The organism is Cellulosimicrobium sp. I38E (genome assembly GCF_001647255.1).
Taxonomy (GTDB): domain Bacteria; phylum Actinomycetota; class Actinomycetes; order Actinomycetales; family Cellulomonadaceae; genus Cellulosimicrobium; species Cellulosimicrobium cellulans_E.
On the sequence record NZ_LUAZ01000028.1, the window covers coordinates 187,825 to 209,977 of the forward strand.

Sequence of the window (22,153 nt, forward strand, 5' to 3'; positions counted from 1 at the left end):
GACGACACACATGGCCGCACGCACCAAGGCGCGCAAGCGCGCGCTCGACGTCCTCTTCGAGGCGGAGCAGCGTCAGGTGGACCCGACGACCCTCCTCGCGGAGCGCGTCGCCGACCCCGGCACCGCGCAGACCGCCCTGCCGCAGTACGCGGTCGACATCGTCGAGGGCGTGCTCGCGCACCGCGACCGCATCGACGAGCTGCTCGAGACGTACTCCCACGGGTGGACGCTCGAGCGGATGCCGGCGGTCGACCGGGCCCTGCTGCGCATCGGCGGCTGGGAGATCCTCTTCAACGACGACGTGCCGGACGTCGTCGCGATCGACGAGGCCGTCGACCTCGCGCGCTCCCTGTCGACCGACGACTCGCCGTCGTTCGTCAACGGGCTGCTCGCACGCATCGTCGAGATGAAGCCGACGATCACGGCCTGAGCGTTCCACGGCCCCGCTGCGGGCCGGCACGACCTCTCGACGCGGCGTCGGTCACGGGTGTGACCGACGCCGCGTCTTATCCGGCGGGACGCGTACCCGCCGCTGCGACGCGCGGCGGTAGGGTGGGTGACCGTCAGACATCCTTTAAGGCCCGTCCCGTGAGGCGGGGAAGGAGGTCGCCGGACATGAGCTCTGGCGCTGCTGTGCCCACACCACCCGCATCGACCCCCGAGGCCGGGACCGTCGTCCTGACGGCCGCCGACATCTCCCGCGCGCTGACGCGCATCGCCCACGAGATCGTGGAGCGCAACAAGGGGGCCCACGACCTCGTCCTCCTCGGGATCCCGACGCGCGGCGTCCCGCTCGCGACACGGCTCGCCGAGCGCCTCGCCGCGATCGAGGGGGCGCCCGCCGACGGCGCGCCCGACCCGCACGCCATCGTCGGCGAGCTCGACGTGACGATGTACCGCGACGACCTCCACCGGCACCCGACGCGCACGATCGGCGCGACGCGCCTGCCCGCCTCGGGCATCGACGGCAAGGTCGTGGTCCTCGTCGACGACGTCCTGTACTCCGGGCGCACCATCCGCGCCGCGCTCGACGCCATCAGCGACCTCGGCCGCCCGCGCGCCGTGCAGCTCGCCGCGCTCGTCGACCGCGGCCACCGCGAGCTGCCGATCCGCCCCGACTTCGTGGGCAAGAACCTGCCCACCTCGACGTCCGAGCGCGTCAGCGTGCGCCTCGCCGAGGTCGACGGCGCGCCCACGGACGGCGACGTCCCGGCGGACGCCGTGGTCATCCGGTCCGCCGTCCCCGGGACGGAGGACCGCGCATGAGGCACCTGCTGTCCACCCAGGACCTCGCGCGCGCCGACGCGGTGCGCATCCTCGACACGGCCGCGCAGATGGCCGCGACGCAGGCGCGCGAGATCAAGAAGCTCCCGACGCTGCGCGGCCGCACCGTCGTCAACCTCTTCTACGAGGACTCGACGCGCACGCGCATCTCCTTCGAGACGGCGGCCAAGCGCCTGTCGGCCGACGTCATCAACTTCTCCGCCAAGGGCTCGAGCGTGTCCAAGGGCGAGTCGCTCAAGGACACCGCGCTGACCCTCCAGGCGATGGGCGCGGACGCCGTCGTCGTCCGGCACCAGGCATCCGGGGCCCCGCACCTGCTCGCCCACGCGGGCTGGCTCGACGCCGCGGTCCTCAACGCGGGGGACGGCACGCACCAGCACCCGACGCAGGCGCTGCTCGACGCGTACACGCTGCGCCGCCACCTCTCCGGGACGGGGCTCACCGCCCCTGGCGCGAGCGGGCCGGACGACGCGGCCGCGCGCGGCGCGGGTCTCGACGGGCGGCACGTGGCGATCGTCGGCGACGTGCTGCACTCGCGCGTCGCGCGCTCGAACGTGCACCTGCTGCACACGCTCGGCGCGCACGTGACGCTCGTCGCCCCGCCCACGCTGCTGCCGGTCGGCGTCCAGACGTGGCCGTGCGAGGTCTCCTACGACCTCGACGCGGCCCTCGCGGGCGACACCGCGCACGGCGCCCCGGACGCGGTGATGATGCTGCGCGTGCAGCGCGAGCGCATGAGCGGCTCGGGCGCCGGCGGGGGAGCGTTCTTCCCCAACCCGCTCGAGTACAGCCGCAAGTACGGGCTCGACGCCCGACGCCTCGGGCTGCTCGCCGAGCACGCGATCGTCATGCACCCCGGCCCGATGAACCGCGGGCTCGAGATCTCCGCGCAGGCGGCGGACTCGCCGCGCGCCGTCATCGTCGAGCAGGTCGCGAACGGCGTCGCCGTGCGCATGGCCGTGCTCTACCTCCTCCTCGCGGGCAGCGACGAGGCCGACGCCGCCCCGGCGGCGGCCGCGCCGCTGTCGCCCGCCCAGCCCGTCCCCGCCGTCGAAAGGGTCCCCGCCTCGTGAGCAGCGCCGCAACCACCACGTACGTCCTGCGCGGCGCGCGCCCGCTGGGCGGCGACCCCGTCGACCTCGTGCTCTCCGGCGGCGTGATCGCCGAGATCGCCCCGGTCGGCGCCGCGCGCGCCGGGTCCGAGGACGGCGAGACCGTCGTCGTCGACGCGACCGGCCTCGTGGCGCTGCCCGGCCTGGTCGACCTGCACACCCACCTGCGCGAGCCGGGCCGCGAGGACGCCGAGACGATCGAGTCCGGCACGCGTGCCGCCGCGGCGGGCGGATTCACGGCCGTCCACGCCATGGCCAACACGACGCCCGTCGCGGACACGGCCGGCGTCGTCGAGCAGGTGTGGCGCCTCGGGCGCGACGCCGGCTGGGTCGACGTGCACCCGGTCGGGGCGGTCTCCGTCGGGCTCGCGGGCCAGCAGCTCGCCGAGCTCGGGGCCATGGCCGACTCGGCCGCGCGCGTGCGCGTGTTCTCCGACGACGGCAAGTGCGTCGACGACCCGATCCTCATGCGCCGGGCCCTGGAGTACGTCAAGGCGTTCGACGGCGTCGTGGCCCAGCACGCGCAGGAGCCGCGTCTCACCGAGGGCGCCCAGATGAACGAGGGCGTCGTGTCGGCCGAGCTCGGCCTCGCGGGCTGGCCCGCGGTCGCCGAGGAGGCGATCATCGCGCGCGACGTGCTCCTCGCGGAGCACGTCGGGTCGCGCCTGCACGTGTGCCACCTGTCGACCGCGGGCTCGGTCGAGATCGTGCGCTGGGCCAAGGGCCGCGGCATCGACGTCACCGCCGAGGTCACGCCCCACCACCTCGTGCTCACCGACGACCTGGCGCGCGGCTACGACCCGACCTTCAAGGTCAACCCGCCGCTGCGCACCGCCGCGGACGTCGAGGCGGTGCGCGAGGGTCTCGCGGACGGGACGATCGACATCGTCGCGACCGACCACGCGCCGCACGCGCGCGAGGACAAGGACTGCGAGTGGGCCGCGGCCGCGTTCGGCATGACGGGCCTCGAGACGGCGCTGAGCGTCGTGCAGCAGACCATGGTCGACACCGGACGCATGACGTGGGCCGACGTCGCGCGCGTGCTGTCCGGCGCGCCCGCGCGCATCGGTCGGATCGACACCGGCGAGCGCGCCCAGGGGCGTCCGCTCGAGGTGGGCGAGCCCGCGAACGTCACGCTCGTCGACCCGGCCGCGCGCCGCGTCGTCGACGGCGCGGGCCAGGTCACGGCGAGCACCAACACGCCGTTCCAGGGCCGCGAGCTGCCCGGCGCCGTCGTCGCGACGTTCCTGCGCGGGCGCGCCACGGTGCTCGACGGCACGCCCGTCCCTGCGGGGGCCGGCACGCGGGGGGTGTGGGCGTGAACCTGCCCCAGCCCGTCGCGGTCGGCATCTGGGTCGTCCTCGGCGTCGTCCTCCTGACGCTCGTCCTCGTCGGCCGCCGCCGGCTCGTCCGGCGTTCGGCCGGCGTCGTCCCGACGCCGCCGGCGCCGCCCGCCGAGGCGGCGCGCGGCGCGGTGCTCCTCGGGCCGCTCGACGCGCTCTACGTCTCCAGCACGCTCGCGGGCGACTGGCTCGCCCGTGTCGGGGCCCACGGGCTCGGCGACCGGTCCCAGGCCCAGGTCACCGTGCACGACGGCGGGCTCCACGTCGCGCGCAGCGGCGCCCCGGACGTGTGGGTGCCCGCCACGGCGGTCGGGGGAGCGGCCCTCACGCCGGGCATGGCCGGCAAGTTCGTCGGCAAGGAGGCCATCGTCGTCGTGACGTGGACCGTGCCCGCGGAGCCCGTCCCCGCCGACGCGCCCGAGGCTCCGGCGGACCCTGAGGTACGGCTCGACACCGGCCTCCTGCCCCGCCACGACCACGACGTCGCGCGCCTCCTGGAGGCCGTCCAGGGCCTCGCCGGACGAACCGACGACGACCGCGACGGACCCGCCGCCGACGGCTCGCACGAGCGACGACCCGGGGCGCCGAGCGGCGCCTCCCCCGCAGACCCCGCAGACCCGGCGCCGACGCGCGAGAGCGCGGCACCCGGCACCGACGAGAACGACGAGGAAGCACCGTGACCGCCCCAGTGAACACAGCGACCACCCTGACCTCAGCGACCGCACCGCCCGCCGACCGGGCCCTGATCGTCCTCGAGGACGGGACCGTGCAGACCGGGCGCGCCTACGGCGCGCGCGGCACCACGGTCGGCGAGATCGTCTTCAACACCGGCATGACCGGCTACCAGGAGACGCTCACCGACCCCTCCTACCACCGCCAGATCGTCGTCATGACGGCCCCCCACATCGGGAACACGGGCGTCAACGACGAGGACCCGGAGTCCGGCAAGATCTGGGTCGCCGGGTACGTCGTGCGCGACGCCGCCCGCCGCGCGTCGAGCTGGCGCGCGCAGCGCACCCTGGACGAGGAGCTCGCCGCGCAGGGCGTCGTCGGCATCAGCGACGTCGACACGCGCGCCCTCACGCGCCACCTGCGCGAGCTCGGCGTCATGCGCGCCGGGATCTTCTCCGGCGACGCGCTCGTGCGCGACGGCTACCCCCGCACCGTCGAGGACCTCGTCGCGGAGGTGCAGGCGGCGCCCGCGATGGCCGGCGCGGACCTCGCGCGCGAGGTGAGCACGGACGAGGCGTACGTGGTCGAGCCCTTCGAGGGCACGACGCCCGACGGCGAGCCCGTCGCCACCGTCGTCGCCGTGGACCTCGGCATCAAGTCGATGACGCCGCAGCGCCTCGCCCAGCGCGGCGTGCGCGTGCACGTGGTCCCCGCCGCCTCGACGATCGAGGACGTCGAGGCGTACGCGCCCGACGGCGTGTTCTTCTCCAACGGCCCGGGCGACCCCGGGGCGGCGACGCACGAGGTCGAGCTGCTGCGGGGCGTCCTGGACCGCGGCACCCCGTTCTTCGGCATCTGCTTCGGCAACCAGATCCTCGGGCGCGCGCTCGGCTACGGCACGTACAAGCTCGCGTACGGCCACCGCGGCATCAACCAGCCCGTCATGGACCGCCGCACGGGCAAGGTCGAGGTCACCGCGCACAACCACGGGTTCGCGGTGGACGCGCCGCTCGACGGCGAGTCCGTCGCCCCGCACGACGGCGGGCGCTACGGGCGCGTCGTCGTGTCCCACGTCGGGCTCAACGACCAGGTGGTCGAGGGGCTCGAGTGCCTCGACCTGCCCGCCTTCTCCGTCCAGTACCACCCCGAGGCCGCGGCCGGCCCCCACGACGCCGCGTACCTCTTCGACCGCTTCGTCGAGCTCATGGCGTCCCGACGCGCCGAGAGCTCCGCAGCCGCCGACCAGAACACCAAGGAGAGCTGACCGTGCCTCGCAGAACCGACATCTCCAGCGTCCTGGTCATCGGGTCCGGCCCGATCGTCATCGGCCAGGCGTGCGAGTTCGACTACTCCGGCACCCAGGCGTGCCGCGTGCTCAAGGAGGAGGGCCTGCGGGTCGTCCTCGTGAACTCGAACCCGGCCACGATCATGACCGACCCCGAGTTCGCCGACGCGACGTACGTCGAGCCGATCACGACCGAGGTGCTCACCTCGATCATCGCCAAGGAGCGCCCCGACGCGCTGCTGCCCACGCTCGGCGGGCAGACCGCGCTCAACGCGGCGATCGCGCTCGACGAGGCGGGCGTCCTCGCCGAGTACGGCGTCGAGCTCATCGGCGCGAACATCGAGGCGATCCAGAAGGGCGAGGACCGCCAGCAGTTCAAGGACGTCGTCGAGAAGTGCGGTGGCGAGTCGGCGCGCTCGGTCATCGTGCACACGGTCGACGAGGCGATCGCGGCCGCGGGCGACCTCGGCTACCCGATGGTCGTGCGCCCGTCCTTCACGATGGGCGGCCTCGGCTCGGGCTTCGCGTACGACGAGGAGGAGCTGCGCCGCATCGTCGGGCAGGGCCTGCACTATTCCCCGGTGACCGAGGTGCTCCTCGAGGAGTCGATCCTCGGCTGGAAGGAGTACGAGCTCGAGCTCATGCGCGACAAGCACGACAACGTCGTGGTCGTGTGCTCCATCGAGAACGTCGACCCCGTCGGCGTGCACACCGGCGACTCGATCACGGTCGCGCCGTCGCTGACGCTCACGGACCGCGAGTACCAGAAGCTGCGCGACATCGGCATCGCCGTGATCCGCGAGGTCGGCGTCGACACGGGCGGCTGCAACATCCAGTTCGCCGTCGACCCGGACACGGGCCGCGTCATCGTCATCGAGATGAACCCGCGCGTCTCGCGCTCGTCCGCGCTCGCGTCCAAGGCGACCGGCTTCCCCATCGCCAAGATCGCGGCGAAGCTCGCCGTCGGCTACACGCTCGACGAGATCCCCAACGACATCACGCAGGTCACCCCGGCCTCGTTCGAGCCCACGCTCGACTACGTGGTCGTCAAGGTGCCGCGCTTCGCGTTCGAGAAGTTCCCGGCCGCCGACCCGACGCTCACGACGACCATGAAGTCGGTCGGCGAGGCCATGGCGCTCGGGCGCAACTTCACCGAGGCGCTCGGCAAGGCGCTGCGCTCGATCGACAAGGGCGGCTCGGTGTTCCACTGGGACGGCGAGCCCGTCTCGGGCGCGGACCTCGACGAGCTGCTCGTGCGCATCGCGCGCCCCACGGAGAACCGCATCATCGGCGTCCAGCAGGCGCTGCGCGCCGGCGCGAGCGTCGAGCAGGTGTTCGAGGCCACCAAGATCGACCCGTGGTACCTCGACCAGATCCAGCTGGTCAACGAGGTCGCGGCGGCCGTCGCCGACGCGCCCGCGCTCACGGAGGACGTGCTGCGCGAGGCGAAGAAGCACGGCCTGTCCGACGCGCAGGTCGCGCGCCTGCGCGGCATGGGGCCGGCCGGCGAGGCGACGGTGCGCGAGGTCCGCTACGCGCTCGGCGTGCGCCCCGTCTACAAGACGGTCGACACGTGCGCGGCCGAGTTCGCGGCCCGCACGCCGTACCACTACTCGTCCTACGACCTCGAGACCGAGGTCGCGCCGCGCGAGCGCGAGGCCGTGATCATCCTCGGCTCGGGCCCCAACCGCATCGGCCAGGGCATCGAGTTCGACTACTCGTGCGTGCACGCGGCCCTCACGCTGCGCGAGCGGTACGAGACGGTCATGGTCAACTGCAACCCGGAGACGGTCTCGACCGACTACGACACGTCCGACCGCCTGTACTTCGAGCCGCTGACGTTCGAGGACGTGCTCGAGGTCTACCAGGCCGAGCTCGCCGCCGGGCCGGTCAAGGGGATCATCGTCCAGCTCGGCGGGCAGACGCCGCTCGCGCTCGCCCAGCGCCTCGCCGACGCGGGCCTGCCGATCCTCGGCACGAGCCCCGAGGCGATCGACGCCGCCGAGGACCGCGGCGAGTTCGGCCGCGTGCTGGTCGAGGCGGGCCTGCCCGCCCCGGCGTTCGGCACGGCGCGCTCCCTCGACGAGGCGAAGGACGTCGCGGCCGGCATCGGGTACCCGGTGCTCGTGCGCCCGTCCTACGTGCTCGGCGGGCGCGGCATGGAGATCGTGTACTCGGCCGAGCAGCTCACAGGCTACGTCGAGCGCGCGCTCGCCGCCGCCGCGGCCGAGGACCGCACGGCCGGCACGCTGCCCGCGCCGCTGCTCATCGACCGCTTCCTCGACGACGCGATGGAGATCGACGTCGACGCGCTCTACGACGGCACCGAGCTCTTCCTCGGCGGCGTGATGGAGCACATCGAGGAGGCCGGCATCCACTCGGGCGACTCGGCGTGCGTCCTGCCGCCCGTGTCGCTCTCGGAGCAGGAGATCGAGCGCATCCGCCGCTCGACCGAGGCGATCGCGAAGGGCGTCGGCGTGCGCGGCCTGCTCAACGTGCAGTACGCGCTCGTCTCCGACGTGCTCTACGTCCTGGAGGCCAACCCGCGCGCGTCGCGCACCGTGCCGTTCGTGTCCAAGGCGACAGGCACGTCGCTCGCGAAGGCCGCGGCGCGCGTCATGGCGGGCGAGTCGATCGCCGAGCTGCGCGCGGCGGGCGTCCTGCCCGCCGAGGGCGACGGCGGCACGCTCCCGCTCGACGCGCCGATCGCGGTCAAGGAGGCGGTCCTGCCGTTCAAGCGGTTCCGCACCGCGGACGGGGTCGTCGTGGACACGGTCCTCGGGCCGGAGATGCGTTCCACGGGCGAGGTCATGGGCTTCGACCGCGACTTCCCGCACGCGTTCGCCAAGTCGCAGGCCGCCGCGTTCGGCGGGCTGCCGACGTCGGGCCGCGTGTTCGTCTCCGTCGCCGACCGCGACAAGCGCTCGATCGTCTTCCCGGTCAAGCGCCTCGCGGAGCTCGGGTTCGAGATCCTGGCGACGGACGGCACGTCGAGCGTGCTGCGCCGCAACGGCATCGCGTCGCGCGTGGTGCGCAAGTTCTCCGCGGGCCGGGGCGCCGACGGGGAGCCGACGATCGTCGACCTCATCACGGCCGGCGAGGTGGACATGGTCATCAACACCCCGTCCGGCCAGGGCGCGCGCGCCGACGGCTACGAGATCCGCGCCGCCACGACGGCGGCCGACAAGCCGATCGCGACGACGGTCGACCAGCTCGCCGCGGCGGTGCAGGGCATCGAGGCGGTCCTGGCAGGACCGTTCGCGGTGGCCAGTCTCCAGGAGCACATGGCGGGCGAGGGCCTGACGGCCGGCGTCACGCTGCCTACCGCCGCCGCGGAGCGGGTGGGCGCGTGAGCGCGGGCTTCGGCGCACGGCTCGCTGCGGCGACGGACGACCACGGGCCGCTGTGCGTCGGGATCGACCCGCACCCCGGCCTGCTCGCGGACTGGGGCCTGACCGACGACGCGGCGGGGCTGCGCGAGTTCGGGCTGCGGGTCGTCGAGGCGGTCGGAGGACGCGTCGCCGCGGTGAAGCCGCAGTCGGCGTTCTTCGAGCGGCACGGGTCGCGCGGCGTCGCGGCGCTCGAGGAGGTCCTCGCGGCGGCCCGTGCGGCGGGCACGCTCGCGATCATGGACGCCAAGCGCGGCGACATCGGCTCGACCATGGCGGCGTACGCCGACGCGTTCCTGCGCGACGGCTCCCCGCTCGCGGCGGACGCACTGACGGTCTCGCCGTACCTCGGCTTCGGCTCGCTCCAGCCTGCGGTGGACGCCGCGCTCGAGACCGGGCGCGGGCTGTTCGTGCTGTGCCTCACCTCGAACCCCGAGGGGGCGGAGGTGCAGCACGCGCGGCGCGGTGCGGGTGCGGGCGTCGAGTCGGTCGCGGCGCACGTGGCGCGCGAGGCCGCGCGGGTCAACGCGCCCGTCGTGGCGTCGGGCGACGCGCTGGGCCCGGTCGGCCTCGTCGTCGGCGCGACCATCGCCGACGCCGCGGCCCGCACCGGCACGGACCTCGCGGCGGTGCGCGGCCCGCTCCTGGCCCCCGGCGTGGGTGCGCAGGGCGCGGGAGCGGCCGAGCTCGCGGCCGTGTTCGGGGACGCACGCCGCCAGGTGCTCGCGTCCTCGTCGCGCGGCGTCCTGCGCGCCGGACCGGACGTCGACGCCCTGCGCGCCGCGGCACGCGCGGCCACGGACGAGGCGGCGCAGGCCCTGCGCGGCTGAGACCCGACCCGGTCGACGGGGCCGGCACCTGCGGGTGCCGGCCCCGTCGTCGTACCGAGGACGCGGACGGCTCGCGCGTCCGGCTGGCCCGGTCGTCGTGCCGTGCGAGACTGCGCCCATGACGTCCCACGACACCGCCCGCGACGCGGGCCCGAGCACCTCCGGCGCGCCCACGGAGGCGGCTGCCGTCGTACCAGCACCCGAGGCCGCTGCGGTGCCGGGCGCCCTCGACGTGCCGGGCACGTGGAACGCGCGCGACGTCGGGGGCCGCGCGGTGCCGGTCGGTCACGACGAGCCGCTGCGCACCGGCGTCCTCCTGCGGACGGCGAGCCTGTCGCGCCTGACCCCGGCGGGCCAGGCGGCGCTCTCCGACCTCGGGGTGACGACGGTGCTCGACCTGCGCGGTGACGACGAGCTCGAGCGCGACGGCGCCGACGCGGTGCCGGGCGGTGTGCGGGTGCTGCGCCGCGGCATGGACCCCGCGCGGGGCCTGCAGGCCGGAGGCGGCGGGGGAGCGTCGGCCGATCCCGCGGCGCTCGTCGCGGGCCTGCTGGCGGCGGACGACCCGACGGCGGTCGCGCGCCGCATGATGCACGGCGTCTACGCGACGTTCGTCCAGGACCCCGGCATCCGCGCGACGGTCGGGCGCGTGCTCGGCGAGGTCGCGTCGTCGCAGGGAGCCGCGGTCGTGCACTGCTCGGCGGGCAAGGACCGCACCGGGTGGGTGGTCGCCCTCGCCCAGTACGTCGCGGGCGTCGGGGAGGAGGACCGCTTGGCGGAGTACCTCGCGAGCCGCGCGGCCGTGGGAGGCCTCGCCGCGCTCGTGCCGCCCATCCCGGGTCTGTCCCCGGACGCCCTGGCCCCGGTCCTCACCGTGGAGCCGGAGTACCTCGAGGCCGCGTGGGATCTCGCCGCCCGCGAGCACGGGAGCGTGGACGGCTACCTCGCCGCGTGCGGGGTGACGACGGCCGTGCGCGACGCGCTCGTCGCGCGCCTCGTGGCGTCCTGATCGTCCCCCTCGGTCATCTGACGGCGCCCCTCGCTGCGCCGACGGCGCGCGACGCGCCCTGCCCAGTCGTTGCCCGATCGGTCGAGGCTCGCTACTTTCGAGGGGTCGGCTCCGTGCGTCGGCGCAGGTCGCCCGGGTGATTCACCCGATTAGGGCTCCTCGTCGGGGCACGCCGGGACGACTGTGTGGGCCCATCCGCCTGACGACGAGTAGGTGACTTGCGTGGCACTTCCACCCCTGACCCCAGAACAGCGCGCGGCGGCGCTCGAGAAGGCCGCAGAGGCCCGACGCGTGCGCGCCGAGGTGAAGAACAGGCTCAAGTACTCCCAGGGCTCCCTGAAGGAGGTCATCGAGCGCGGGCAGACGGACGACATGATCGGCAAGCTCAAGGTGGTCTCGTTGCTGGAGTCCCTGCCCGGCGTGGGTAAGGTGAAGGCTCGGGCGATCATGGAGGAGATCGGGATCGCCGAGACACGTCGTGTCCGCGGCCTCGGTCCTCACCAGTCCGCGGCCCTCATCGAGAGGTTTGGCTGACATTTCCGCGCACCCGTCCGAGCCGACGCCGTCCGTCCCCGCCGAGGGGGCGACGGCGCCGGTGGTCTCACCCAGCCCTGCCCGTCTGACCGTCCTGGCCGGACCGACCGCCGTCGGGAAGGGGACGGTGTCGGCCGACATCCGCGCCCGGTACCCGGAGGTGTGGCTGTCCGTGTCGGCGACGACGCGCGACCCGCGGCCGGGTGAGGTGGACGGGGTGCACTACCTGTTCGTCGGGACGGACGAGTTCGCCCGCATGGTCGCGGAGCGCGAGCTGCTCGAGTGGGCGGTGGTGCACGGTCGCAACAGCTACGGCACGCCCCGGCGCGCGGTCGAGGAGAAGCTTGCGGCGGGCGTGCCGGCGCTCCTGGAGATCGACCTCCAGGGCGCGCGCCAGGTCCGCGCCTCGATGCCCGAGGCGCGGTTCGTGTTCCTCGCCCCGCCGAGCTGGGACGAGCTGGTGCGCCGGCTCGTGGGGCGCGGCACGGAGGACGCGGAGGAGCGCGAGCGCCGGCTCACGACGGCGCGGGTCGAGCTCGCGGCGGAGTCGGAGTTCGACCACGTCATCGTCAACGACGAGGTGCACCGCGCGACGGACGAGCTCGTGCGCGTCATGGGGCTCGAGCCCCGGCCCGTCGAGGGCGGGACGGGCGACGCCGCGCGGGCGGCGGATCCCGCGTCGTCCGGGCGCACCGAGCAGCGCGCCGAGCGGCACAGCGAGTAGACTGTCCTGCGGTGCCCGCGCGCGGGCCCGCTCCCCGGTGGGCCGCAGGCCCGGTCCGCGGACCCGACGACCGCTCGGGGCCGCGCCCGCCCGGCCCCGGACGGAGCGGTCGGCGCGCCGCCGCCATCGACCAGCTGTGGCCCCGGCTACAGACCCTTGAACCCACGGAGCGAACTGTGTCCGGAACCGTCGCCGCCCCCGAGGGCATCACCGACCCGCCGATCGACGACCTGCTGGAGCACGTCGACTCGAAGTACGCGCTCGTCATCTACTCGGCCAAGCGCGCGCGCCAGATCAACGCGTACTACTCGCAGCTGAGCGAGGGCCTGCTGGAGAACGTCGGGCCGCTGCTCGAGACGCGCAACCAGGAGAAGCCGCTGTCGATCGCGATGCGTGAGATCAACGCGGGCCTGCTGACGATCGAGGCCGAGCCCGACGAGGCCGACGAGGCCTGAGCCCGTACGCCGCGCACCTCCGCAGGAGGGCGCGGCGTTCGTGCGTCCACGGCCGTCCACCGCGGTGGGCGTGGAGTTCGAGCGGGACCGGCGGGAGGAGCGACATGCGGATCGTGCTCGGGGTGAGCGGTGGGGTCGCGGCCTACAAGGCCGTGCTGCTGCTGCGGCTGCTGCGCGAGCAGGGTCATCGGGTGCGCGTGGTGCCCACGGCGTCGGCGCTGCGGTTCGTGGGCGCGCCGACGTGGGAGGCGCTGTCGGGCGAGCCGGCGACGGACCAGGTGTTCGAGGACGTCGAGCACGTGCCGCACGTCGCGCTGGGCCAGGGCGCGGACCTCGTCGTCGTGGCGCCCGCGACCGCGGACCTGCTCGCGCGGGCGGCGTCGGGTCGGGCGGACGACCTGCTCACCTCGACGCTGCTGACCGCGCGCTGCCCGGTCGTGATGGCGCCCGCGATGCACACGGAGATGTGGGAGCACCCGGCCACCCGCGCGAACGTGGCGACGCTGCGCGAGCGCGGCGTGCACGTGATCGAGCCGGCGTCGGGTCGCCTGACGGGCGCGGACACGGGCCCGGGCCGCCTGCCCGAGCCGGAGGAGATCGCGCGGGTCGCGCTGGCCGTCGCGGAGGGCTCCGACGACGGTTCCCGCGACGAGGACGCCGCTGCAGGGCGCGACCTCGCGGGCCGACGGGTCGTGGTGTCCGCGGGCGGCACGCGCGAGCCGATCGACCCGGTCCGCTTCATCGGCAACCGGTCCAGCGGGCGCCAGGGGGTCGAGCTCGCGCGGGTGGCTCGGGCGCGGGGTGCCCACGTGACGCTCGTCGCGGCGAACCTCGCCCCGGACGTCGCCGCGCTGGTGGAGGACGCGGGCCTGGACGACGTGGTCGCCGTCGAGACGACGGCCCAGCTGCGCGAGGCGGTGCGCGCCGCGGCGGCGACGGCGGACGTCGTCGTGATGGCCGCGGCGGTCGCGGACTTCCGGCCGGCGCACGCGCCCGGGGCGAAGATCAAGAAGGTGCCCGGCCGCGGACCCGAGCCGATCGCGCTCGTCGAGAACCCGGACGTGCTCGCCGAGCTCGCGCACGAGCGCCTGCGGGCCGGCCAGGTGGTGGTGGGCTTCGCGGCCGAGACCGGGGACGCGGACGGTTCGGTGCTCGACCACGGTCGGGCGAAGGCGCGCCGCAAGGGTGCGGACCTGCTCGTCGTGAACGCGGTCGGCGAGGGGCTCGGGTTCGGCGTCGACGCGAACGACGTGACCGTCGTCGACGGGTCCGGCGAGGTCGTCGCGACGGCGGGCGGCACCAAGCGCGCGGTGGCGGACGCCGTGTGGGACGTCGTCGCGGGCCGGGTGGCCGCGGGGTCCCTGGGCGGCGCGGTCGCACGGGCCGAGTGACCCGCGTCTCGTCTCGCCTACCGGATGCCCGCGCCCACGCCTCGGGACAGTAGGCTGTGCGGCATGGCTGATCTGCGTCTGTTCACGTCCGAGTCCGTCACCGAGGGGCACCCGGACAAGGTGTGCGACCAGATCTCCGACTCCATCCTCGACGCGCTCCTGACGCAGGACCCGACGTCACGCGTCGCGGTCGAGACCATGGTCACCACGGGCCTCGTGCACGTCGCGGGCGAGGTGACCACGGACGCGTACGTCGAGATCCCGCAGATCGTGCGCGACGTCGTGCGCCGCATCGGGTACACCTCCTCGGCGATCGGGTTCGACGCGGACTCGTGCGGCATCTCGGTGTCGATCGGGCAGCAGTCGCCGGACATCGCGCAGGGCGTCGACAAGAGCCTGGAGGAGCGCGACGACCAGGGTGACCACGACCCGCTCGACGCGCAGGGCGCGGGCGACCAGGGCCTGATGTTCGGGTACGCGAGCGACGACACCCCGAGCCTCATGCCGCTACCGGTCTGGCTCGCGCACCGCCTCGCGGAGCGCCTCGCGCTCGTGCGCCGCGACGGGACGGTGCCGGGGCTGCGCCCGGACGGCAAGACGCAGGTCACCATCGGGTACGACGGCGACCGTGCGGTCACGCTCGACACGGTCGTCCTGTCGACGCAGCACGACCCCGACGTGCGCCAGGACGCGCTGCACCGGCTCGTCGCGGACGACGTCGTCGCACCGGTCCTCGAGGCCGCGGGAGTGGACCTCGACACGCGCGAGACGCGCCTGTTCGTCAACCCGACGGGCACGTTCGTCGTCGGCGGGCCGCAGGGAGACGCCGGCCTCACCGGGCGCAAGATCATCGTGGACACCTACGGCGGCATGGCTCGCCACGGCGGCGGCGCGTTCTCCGGCAAGGACCCGTCGAAGGTGGACCGCTCCGCCGCGTACGCGACGCGCTGGGTCGCGAAGAACGTGGTCGCCGCGGGTCTCGCGCGCCGCTGCGAGGTGCAGGTCGCGTACGCGATCGGCAAGGCGCACCCGGTGGGCCTGTACGTCGAGACGTTCGGCACGGAGAAGGTGCCGGTCGAGCGCATCACGGCCGCGATCCGCGAGGTGTTCGACCTGCGCCCCGCGGCGATCATCCGCGACCTGGACCTGCTGCGCCCCATCTACGCCGCGACGGCCGCGTACGGGCACTTCGGGCGCGAGCTCGAGCAGTTCACGTGGGAGCGCACGGACCGCGTCGCGGACCTGCAGTCCCAGGTGTGACGAGCCCGGCCCGGCCTCGCGCGGCCGCGCTGGTCCGCCTGCCGGTCGAGCTGCCGGCGTGCCCGACCGTCGGCGAGCTCGTCGAGGCGGTGCCCGCCCGCCCGGGCATGACGGCGGCGCGTGGTTCGATGACGTCGTGAGCGAGCCCGAGGACACGTCGCAGGCGGTGCAGGACACCCTGCCGGGTGTCTCCGTGGCCCCTGGGCCGCGGCGGCCCGCCGCGGCGCCGTCCCAGGAGGTCGCCGCGCACCTGCCCGTCGCGCGCCTGGCGCTCGACCTGGCGCCCCCGCACCTGGACCGCGCGTTCGACTACCTCGTGCCCGCGGCGATGTCCGACGACGCACGACCCGGCGTCCGGGTCAAGGTGCGGTTCGCGGGCCGTGACGTCGACGGGTACGTCCTGGCGCGGACCGAGCGGTCCGACCACGACGGCCGCCTGCTGCCGCTGCGCCGTGTCGTCTCGCCCGAGCCGGTGCTCTCGCCCGCCGTCGCGCGGCTCGCGCGCTCGGTCGCCGACCACTACGCGGGCACCCTGTCGGACGTGCTCCGCCTCGCCGTCCCCCCGCGGCACGCGCGCGCCGAGCAGGCGCTCGCGGCCGCCGTCGCCGCGGCACCCGAGAACGACGCCACCGAGAACGACGCCACCGGGGGCACGGCGCCGGTGGGCGGGGTCGGGGCCGGCGAGGCGCCCATCGCGGCGCCCCAGGCCACAGGGTCCGGGGCGGCGTCCGGCGGCTCCGCGTGGTCCCCGTACCGTGCCGGCGCGGCGTTCCTCGCGCACGTCGCGGGCGGGGGTGCCCCGCGGGCCGTGTGGACCGCGCTGCCGGGTCTCGCGCCGCCCGCCCCTCCGGACCCGGGGTCGGAGCCGGTCGAGCGCGGGCGTGGTGCCGGGCGGGCGCGACGGGGCGCGGACCCGCTGCCCGTGACGCACTGGGCCGCCGCGGTCGCGGAGGCGGTGCGCGCCGCGCGGTCGGGCGGCCGGGGGGCGCTCGTCGTCGTGCCGGACGCGCGCGACGTCGACCAGGTGTGCGCCGCCCTGGACGCCGCGGGCCTGCCCGCGTGGGACGCGGCGACCGGCGGCGAGGTGGTGCGCCTGACCGCGGACGAGGGCCCCGCCCCCCGGTACCGCGGGTTCCTCGCGGTGCTGCACGGGCGGGCGCGCGTCGTCGTGGGGACCCGGGCGGCGGCGTTCGCCCCGGTCGCGGACCTCGGCCTCGTGGTGTGCTGGAACGACGGCGAGGACACGCTCGCCGAGCCGCGGGCCCCCTACCCGCACGCGCGCGAGGTGCTCGCGCTGCGCAGCGACCAGGAGAAGGCCGCGTTCCTCCTCGGGTCGCACGGCCGCACGGTCGCGGCGCAGGCGCTCGTCGCGCGGGGCTGGGCGCACGACCTGGCCGCGCCGCGCGACGTCGTGCGGGCGCGCGCGCCCCGGGTGCGGGCCCTGACGTCGGTGGAGCTCGCGGCCGAGGGCCCGGGCGCCGCGGCCCGCATCCCGACCGCGGCATGGCGCGCGGCACGCTCCGCTCTCGAGCAGGGACCGGTGCTGGTGCAGGTGCCCCGCTCCGGGTACGTGCCCGTCGTCGCGTGCGGGCGCTGCCGTACCCCGGCGCGCTGCACCGTGTGCCACGGCCCGCTCGCGCTGTCCGGGGCGGGCGCGACGCCGCAGTGCGCGTGGTGCGGGGCGCTCGCGGGCGGCTGGTCGTGCGCGGAGTGCCACTGGACGGGCCTGCGGTCGGTGCGGGTCGGGTCGCAGCGCACGGCGGAGGAGCTGGGCCGCGCGTTCGCGGGCGTTCCCGTGCAGGTGTCCGGCGCCGCCGCCGCGGGCGGTGTGCTGGGCGCGGTGTCCTCGCGTCCGGCGCTGGTCGTCGCGACGCCGGGCGCCGAGCCCGTCGCCGAGGGCGGGTACGCGGCCGCGCTGCTGCTCGACGCCGCGGTGAGCACCGCGCACGTCGGGCTGGACGTCGCGCAGGACGCGCTCGCGCGCTGGCTCGCCGCGGCGGCGCTCGTGCGTCCGGCGACGGCCGGCGGGCAGGTGCTGCTCGTCGGCGACGCCGCCCCGGCACCGACGAACGCGCTCGTGCGCTGGGACCCGGCGCTCCTCGCGGACCGCGAGCTCGACGAGCGGGCCGAGCTGTCGCTGCCGCCCGCCGTGCGGGTGGCGGCGGTGACGGGGGACCGCCCGGCGGTCGCGGCCCTGCTGGGACGGGTCGAGCTGGCGCGGCCCGACGCCGTCCTCGGACCCGTGGAGGTGCCCGCGCCCCCGCCGCGCGGGCGTGCGTCGGGCGCCGGTTCGGGGACGAGCACGGGGACCGGCGACGGCGCGGGACCGGGGCTGCTGGACGCCCTGCCGGTGCGCGCCGTCGTGCGCGTGCCGGTGCGCGACGGTCGGCGCCTCGCGCGCGAGCTCGCCGCGTCGCTCGCGGTGCGCTCGGCGCGGCGCGAGGCGGGTAGCGTGCGGGTGGAGCTCGACCCGAAGGAGATCTTGTGACGCACCACCCCGCGACGGCCGACGGCACCCCCGGGGGCGGCCCGGCGCGCGCGATCGACGCCGTGCTGTACGACTTCGGCAACGTCCTGGTGGGCTGGGACCCGTACGGCGCCTACGCCGGGCTGGACCGCGAGGTCGTCGACGCGTTCTTCGCCGACGTCGACTTCCGCGTCCTCAACCACGAGCGCGACGCCGGTGCCACGTGGGCGGACGCGCGCGCCGCCGTCGAGGCCTCCCACCCGCACCACGTGGCGCTCATCGACCGGTACGTCGCGGAGTTCCCCGCGACGCTCACCGGTCCCGTCGAGGGCTCGGAGGAGCTCGTGCGCGAGCTGCGGGACCTCGGGCTGCGCCTGTACGGCCTGACCAACTGGTCCGCGGAGCTCTACCCGCACGCCGCGCCCGCCGCTCCCGCGACGACGCTCATGGACGACGTGCTCGTCTCCGGGCGGGTGGGCCTGGCCAAGCCGGACCCCGCGATCTTCGCGCTCGCGGTCGAGCGGTTCGGCCTCGACCCGGCGCGCACGCTCTTCACCGACGACAGCGCCGCGAACATCGCCGCGGCGGCTCGGCTCGGCCTGCGCACGCACCTCTTCGACGGCACGCCCGGCCTGCGCGCGGCCCTGCGACGCCTCGGCGTCCACGTCGCGCCGTGACGGTGACGACGGGCCGTCGGCGGCGGTGCGAGGACGGCGACCGCGACCTGCGACGGTCTGCGGGGCGGGAGCGGGTCGGCACCTAGAATCGGGCCCATGCGCCTGCTGTTCGCCGGGACCCCGGATACCGCGGTCCCGTCTCTCGACGCCCTTCTCGACTCCCGCCACGACGTCGTCGCCGTCCTCACGCGCGCCGACGCGCCGTCGGGCCGGGGGCGGCGCCTGACCCCGAGCCCCGTCCGCGTGCGCGCGGAGGAGGCAGGGATCCCCGTGATCACCGACCGTCCCCGCGGCGAGGACTTCCTCGCGCGCCTGGCCGAGCTCGACGTCGACGCGGCGCCCGTCGTGGCGTACGGGGAGATCCTGCGCCCCGACGTGCTCGCCGTGCCGCGCCTCGGGTGGGTCAACCTGCACTTCTCCGTCCTGCCGGCCTGGCGCGGCGCCGCGCCCGTGCAGCGCGCGATCATCGCCGGCGACGAGGTCACCGGCGCCACGACGTTCCTCATCGAGCAGGGCCTGGACTCCGGCCCCACGCTCGGCACGACGACAGAGACCATCCGTGCCCGGGACACCGCCGGGGACCTCCTGGGCCGCCTCGCCGTGTCCGGCGCGGGGCTGCTCGTCGCGACGCTCGACGCGCTCGACGACGGGACCCTGCGCCCGCAGCCCCAGCCCGCCGACGGCGTCTCCCACGCCGCGAAGCTCACGCCCGCCGACGCGGAGGTGCGTTGGGACCACCCGGCGCTCGCGGTCGACCGCCTCGTGCGCGGCTGCACCCCCGCACCGGGCTCCTGGACCACGGTCCCCGGTCCCGACGGCGCGCCCGCGCGCCTCGGGCTCGGCCCGGTGACGCCGCGCCCCGACGTCACCGACCTCGCCCCCGGGCACGTGCGGGCCGGGAAGAAGGATGTGCTCGTCGGCACCGCGACGCACGCCGTCCAGCTCGGGGACGTCGCGCCCGTGGGCAAGAAGCAGATGCCCGCCGCCGACTGGGCGCGCGGGGCCCGCCTTCCCGAGGATCTCGTGCTCGGCGCGGAGGTCGCCCGATGAGCGCCGGCACGCCCGCGGACCGCGACCGCGACGACGCGGCCCGCCGGGCGTCGACCGGCAGATCGAACGCACGTTCGAACGATTCTGCGAGCGGGTCCCGGCGCGGGGGAAGCGGCTCGAACGCGCGTTCGAACGCGGCCGGGGCGACCCGCGGCGGCGAGTCGAACGCCCGTTCGAACGGTGCGGACCGCGGCCGGGACCGCCGCGACGACGAGCGCCGCGACGCCCGCGGCCGCCAGCGCGGCGCCGCCCGCTCCCGCGGCGAGACGTCCCGCAGCTCGAGCGCGCCCTCCCAGCGGCGCAAGGGCACCGACCCGGCCCGCGCCGTCGCGTTCGACGTCCTGCGTCAGGTCGACGGCTCCGACGCCTACGCCAACCTCGTCCTGCCGCCCCTGCTGCGCGAGCGCGGCATCCGCAGCCGCGACGCCGGGTTCGCCACCGAGCTCGCCTACGGCACCCTGCGCCTCCGCGGCCGCTACGACGCCGTCCTCGCACTGTGCCTCGACCGGCCCCTCGACCGCCTCGACGCCCCCGTCCTCGACGTCCTGCGGCTCGGCGCGCACCAGCTCCTCGGCATGCGCGTGCCCCAGCACGCCGCCGTGTCCGAGACGGTCGGGCTCGCGCGCGAGCGCACCGGCGCCGGCAGCGCCCAGCTCGTCAACGCCGTCCTGCGCCGCGTCGCTCGCACCCCCCTCGACGACTGGCTCACCACCATCGCCGACGACGCCCCCGACGACCTCGCGGCGCTCGCGGCCACCCAGAGCCACCCCGTCTGGATCGCCCGCGCCCTGCGCGACGCCCTCGCGGGCAACGGCCGCCCCGTCGCCGAGCTCGACGCGCTCCTCGCCGCCGACAACGAGGCCCCTCGCGTCACGCTCGTCGCCCGTCCCGGCCTCGCCGACCCCGACGAGCTGGCCGACGGCGACGACCGCGTGACGCCCTCCCGGTGGGCCCCCACCGCGCTGCGCCTCGAGGGCGGCGACCCCGCCGCGTTCGGCGCCGTGCGCGACGGGCGCGCCGGCGTCCAGGACGAGGGCAGCCAGCTCGTCGCCCTCGCCCTCGCTGCGGCACCGCTCGCCGGGACCGACGACGCCCGCTGGCTCGACCTGTGCGCCGGCCCCGGGGGCAAGGCCGCGCTCCTCGCGGCGCTCGCGGCCGAGCGGGGCGCGCGCCTCGTCGCCAACGAGGTCCAGCCGCACCGCGCCCGCCTCGTGGAGAAGGCCCTCGCCGCCGTCCCGGCCGCCGCCGTGGAGGCGGTCCGCACGGGCGACGGCCGCGCCGTCGGGCAGGACGAGCCGGGCGCCTACGACCGGGTGCTCCTCGACGCCCCCTGCACCGGGCTGGGGGCGCTGCGCCGTCGCCCCGAGTCCCGCTGGCGCCGCACCCCTGCCGACCTCGCGACCCTCACCGGTCTCCAGCGCGAGCTCCTCGACTCCGCCCTCGACGCCGTCCGGCCCGGGGGAGTGGTCGGCTACGTCACGTGCTCGCCCCACCTCGCCGAGACCCAGGTCGTCGTCGCCGACGTGCTGCGCCGTCGCGACGACGTCGAGCTCCTCGACGCCCCAGCGGTCGTGCGCGACGTCGTGCGTCCCGAGGCGCGCGACGCCATCGAGCTCGGCGACCGCCAGGACGTCCAGCTCTGGCCGCACGTCCACGGCACCGACGCCATGCACCTGACGCTCCTGCGCAGGACGGTGTGACGGCGCAGCCCTCGAGGCAGGTGTCGGCATATCTCGACAACATCGGCGTGTCGGAGTAACCTGACGTCGAGGCGTGTCAGGGAATCCTGACGCCGCAGCACGCGCCCCGCGCACCGACAGCAGGAGAGCGAGCATGGCCGACACCTGGACCACCCCCCGCAGCCCCCGCGACCTCGGCGCCTACCTCAGCCGCGTCCGCCGGACCCGAGGACTCACCCAGGCACAGGTCGCCGACGAGCTCGGCATCACCCGCCAGTACCTCTCCGAGCTCGAGAACGGCGTCGAGAACCTCTGGGTCCAACGACTCTTCGAGCTCCTCGACACCCTCGACGTCGACCTGCGACTCCAGGAACGCCGATGACCACCGTCACCGCCTGGCTCTACGGCACCCCCGTCGCCACGCTCGCACCCACCGGCACGCGCACCACCGACGGAACCCCCCGCGTCGCCCTCACCTGGACCGCCGACGCCCTCGACCGCTGGGGACACGACGCCCGCGTCCTGTCCCACCTGCTCCCCGTCACCCCACCCGACGAGCCCTCGCCCCACCCCGCGCGCGTCGCCGCCTGGCTCGACGGCCTCCTCCCCGAAGGCCGCACGCGCGACGCCATGGCCATCGACGCCGGCATCGACCCCGACGACGCCCTCGCCTTCCTCGTCCACTACGGCCACGACACCGCCGGCGCCGTCCTCCTCGCGCCCGAAGGGCAGCCTCTCCCCACCCCCGGCACACCAGAACGACTCGACGACGCCGCCGTCGCGCGACTCCTGCGCGCCGCCGTCGCCCGCAGCGGGGGAGAAGGCCGCACCGACCACCTCACCAGCTCCCTGCCCGGCATGGAACCCAAGATCACCCTCCTCCACGACGAGCACGGCTGGGCCCGCCCCCACGGCACCGCACCCACCACCCACATCCTCAAGGTCGCCCGCCCCTCCGACTCACCCACCGCCGACCTCGTCAACACCGAAGC

The 22,153-nt window shown here is 75.7% G+C and carries 21 protein-coding genes; all 21 read left to right on the forward strand.

The annotated features are described in order from the left end of the window. Positions 1-10: 10 nt before the first annotated feature. Entirely contained in the window at positions 11-430 is a 420-nt protein-coding gene (gene nusB / locus A0J59_RS10795) for a transcription antitermination factor NusB (protein WP_047234233.1), read from the forward strand. Between the two features lie 185 nt (positions 431-615). Beyond that, positions 616-1,266, forward strand: coding sequence for a bifunctional pyr operon transcriptional regulator/uracil phosphoribosyltransferase PyrR (gene pyrR / locus A0J59_RS10800; RefSeq protein ID WP_064316084.1), 651 nt, complete (start codon positions 616-618; stop codon positions 1,264-1,266). Further along, the gene (locus A0J59_RS10805; protein WP_082141469.1) at positions 1,263-2,357 is read left to right on the forward strand and encodes an aspartate carbamoyltransferase catalytic subunit; all 1,095 of its coding nucleotides are present in this window, start codon (positions 1,263-1,265) and stop codon (positions 2,355-2,357) included. Before pyrR ends, A0J59_RS10805 begins: the two co-directional genes overlap by 4 nt. After that, positions 2,354-3,718: a dihydroorotase gene (locus tag A0J59_RS10810; RefSeq protein WP_064316085.1), complete on the forward strand. Its 1,365-nt coding sequence runs from the start codon at positions 2,354-2,356 to the stop codon at positions 3,716-3,718. Before A0J59_RS10805 ends, A0J59_RS10810 begins: the two co-directional genes overlap by 4 nt. After that, on the forward strand, positions 3,715-4,419 hold the full coding sequence (locus A0J59_RS10815; protein ID WP_082918929.1) for a hypothetical protein: 705 nt from the start codon (positions 3,715-3,717) through the stop codon (positions 4,417-4,419). Before A0J59_RS10810 ends, A0J59_RS10815 begins: the two co-directional genes overlap by 4 nt. After that, positions 4,416-5,675: a glutamine-hydrolyzing carbamoyl-phosphate synthase small subunit gene (carA, locus tag A0J59_RS10820; protein WP_082918924.1), complete on the forward strand. Its 1,260-nt coding sequence runs from the start codon at positions 4,416-4,418 to the stop codon at positions 5,673-5,675. The genes A0J59_RS10815 and carA overlap by 4 nt, the downstream gene beginning before the upstream one ends. A 2-nt stretch (positions 5,676-5,677) precedes the next feature. Then, the gene (gene carB, locus A0J59_RS10825; protein WP_047234229.1) at positions 5,678-9,049 is read left to right on the forward strand and encodes a carbamoyl-phosphate synthase large subunit; all 3,372 of its coding nucleotides are present in this window, start codon (positions 5,678-5,680) and stop codon (positions 9,047-9,049) included. Continuing rightward, positions 9,046-9,915, forward strand: a complete 870-nt coding sequence (pyrF, locus tag A0J59_RS10830; protein WP_064316087.1) for an orotidine-5'-phosphate decarboxylase — start codon at positions 9,046-9,048, stop codon at positions 9,913-9,915. Before carB ends, pyrF begins: the two co-directional genes overlap by 4 nt. A 118-nt stretch (positions 9,916-10,033) precedes the next feature. Beyond that, positions 10,034-10,924, forward strand: a complete 891-nt coding sequence (locus tag A0J59_RS10835; RefSeq protein WP_082918925.1) for a tyrosine-protein phosphatase — start codon at positions 10,034-10,036, stop codon at positions 10,922-10,924. 222 nt (positions 10,925-11,146) lie between these two features. Next, on the forward strand, positions 11,147-11,458 hold the full coding sequence (mihF, locus tag A0J59_RS10840) for an integration host factor, actinobacterial type (RefSeq protein ID WP_021482878.1): 312 nt from the start codon (positions 11,147-11,149) through the stop codon (positions 11,456-11,458). 61 nt (positions 11,459-11,519) lie between these two features. Further along, entirely contained in the window at positions 11,520-12,182 is a 663-nt protein-coding gene (gene gmk / locus A0J59_RS10845; RefSeq protein ID WP_156186451.1) for a guanylate kinase, read from the forward strand. A gap of 176 nt (positions 12,183-12,358) precedes the next feature. Continuing rightward, positions 12,359-12,637, forward strand: coding sequence for a DNA-directed RNA polymerase subunit omega (rpoZ, locus tag A0J59_RS10850; RefSeq protein WP_047234226.1), 279 nt, complete (start codon positions 12,359-12,361; stop codon positions 12,635-12,637). A 104-nt stretch (positions 12,638-12,741) separates the two neighbouring features. Continuing rightward, entirely contained in the window at positions 12,742-14,028 is a 1,287-nt protein-coding gene (coaBC, locus tag A0J59_RS10855; RefSeq protein ID WP_064316088.1) for a bifunctional phosphopantothenoylcysteine decarboxylase/phosphopantothenate--cysteine ligase CoaBC, read from the forward strand. A gap of 63 nt (positions 14,029-14,091) precedes the next feature. Next, positions 14,092-15,288, forward strand: coding sequence for a methionine adenosyltransferase (gene metK, locus A0J59_RS10860; protein ID WP_047234224.1), 1,197 nt, complete (start codon positions 14,092-14,094; stop codon positions 15,286-15,288). Then, entirely contained in the window at positions 15,285-15,428 is a 144-nt protein-coding gene (locus A0J59_RS21580; RefSeq protein WP_156186450.1) for a hypothetical protein, read from the forward strand. Before metK ends, A0J59_RS21580 begins: the two co-directional genes overlap by 4 nt. Continuing rightward, positions 15,425-17,776 (forward strand): primosomal protein N', encoded by a 2,352-nt coding sequence (locus A0J59_RS10865; protein ID WP_064316089.1) that lies wholly within the window; start codon positions 15,425-15,427, stop codon positions 17,774-17,776. Before A0J59_RS21580 ends, A0J59_RS10865 begins: the two co-directional genes overlap by 4 nt. Continuing rightward, positions 17,773-18,432, forward strand: a complete 660-nt coding sequence (locus tag A0J59_RS10870; RefSeq protein WP_082918926.1) for an HAD family phosphatase — start codon at positions 17,773-17,775, stop codon at positions 18,430-18,432. The genes A0J59_RS10865 and A0J59_RS10870 overlap by 4 nt, the downstream gene beginning before the upstream one ends. Positions 18,433-18,528: 96 nt before the next feature. Continuing rightward, positions 18,529-19,482 carry a methionyl-tRNA formyltransferase gene (fmt, locus tag A0J59_RS10875; RefSeq protein WP_064316090.1) on the forward strand — a complete coding sequence of 318 codons (954 nt, stop codon included), beginning with the start codon at positions 18,529-18,531 and terminating at the stop codon, positions 19,480-19,482. Continuing rightward, entirely contained in the window at positions 19,479-21,182 is a 1,704-nt protein-coding gene (locus A0J59_RS10880; RefSeq protein ID WP_082918927.1) for an RsmB/NOP family class I SAM-dependent RNA methyltransferase, read from the forward strand. The genes fmt and A0J59_RS10880 overlap by 4 nt, the downstream gene beginning before the upstream one ends. A gap of 133 nt (positions 21,183-21,315) precedes the next feature. Further along, entirely contained in the window at positions 21,316-21,543 is a 228-nt protein-coding gene (locus A0J59_RS10885; protein WP_031316417.1) for a helix-turn-helix domain-containing protein, read from the forward strand. Further along, positions 21,540-22,153 (forward strand): HipA N-terminal domain-containing protein (locus A0J59_RS10890; RefSeq protein ID WP_172820041.1); only part of this gene is annotated, 614 nt, incomplete at its 3' end. The genes A0J59_RS10885 and A0J59_RS10890, both read left to right, overlap by 4 nt.

What these genes read in the sequence shown, in the direction of transcription:
- metK (WP_047234224.1), top strand. Translation starts at nt 14,092, where the DNA reads ATGGCTGATCTGCGTCTGTTCACGTCCGAGTCCGTCACCGAGGGGCAC.
- fmt (WP_064316090.1), top strand. Translation starts at nt 18,529, where the DNA reads ATGCGCCTGCTGTTCGCCGGGACCCCGGATACCGCGGTCCCGTCTCTC.
- A0J59_RS10885 (WP_031316417.1), top strand. Translation starts at nt 21,316, where the DNA reads ATGGCCGACACCTGGACCACCCCCCGCAGCCCCCGCGACCTCGGCGCC.
- A0J59_RS10805 (WP_082141469.1), top strand. Translation starts at nt 1,263, where the DNA reads ATGAGGCACCTGCTGTCCACCCAGGACCTCGCGCGCGCCGACGCGGTG.
- nusB (WP_047234233.1), top strand. Translation starts at nt 11, where the DNA reads ATGGCCGCACGCACCAAGGCGCGCAAGCGCGCGCTCGACGTCCTCTTC.
- coaBC (WP_064316088.1), top strand. Translation starts at nt 12,742, where the DNA reads ATGCGGATCGTGCTCGGGGTGAGCGGTGGGGTCGCGGCCTACAAGGCC.
- A0J59_RS10880 (WP_082918927.1), top strand. Translation starts at nt 19,479, where the DNA reads ATGAGCGCCGGCACGCCCGCGGACCGCGACCGCGACGACGCGGCCCGC.
- pyrR (WP_064316084.1), top strand. Translation starts at nt 616, where the DNA reads ATGAGCTCTGGCGCTGCTGTGCCCACACCACCCGCATCGACCCCCGAG.
- A0J59_RS10835 (WP_082918925.1), top strand. Translation starts at nt 10,034, where the DNA reads ATGACGTCCCACGACACCGCCCGCGACGCGGGCCCGAGCACCTCCGGC.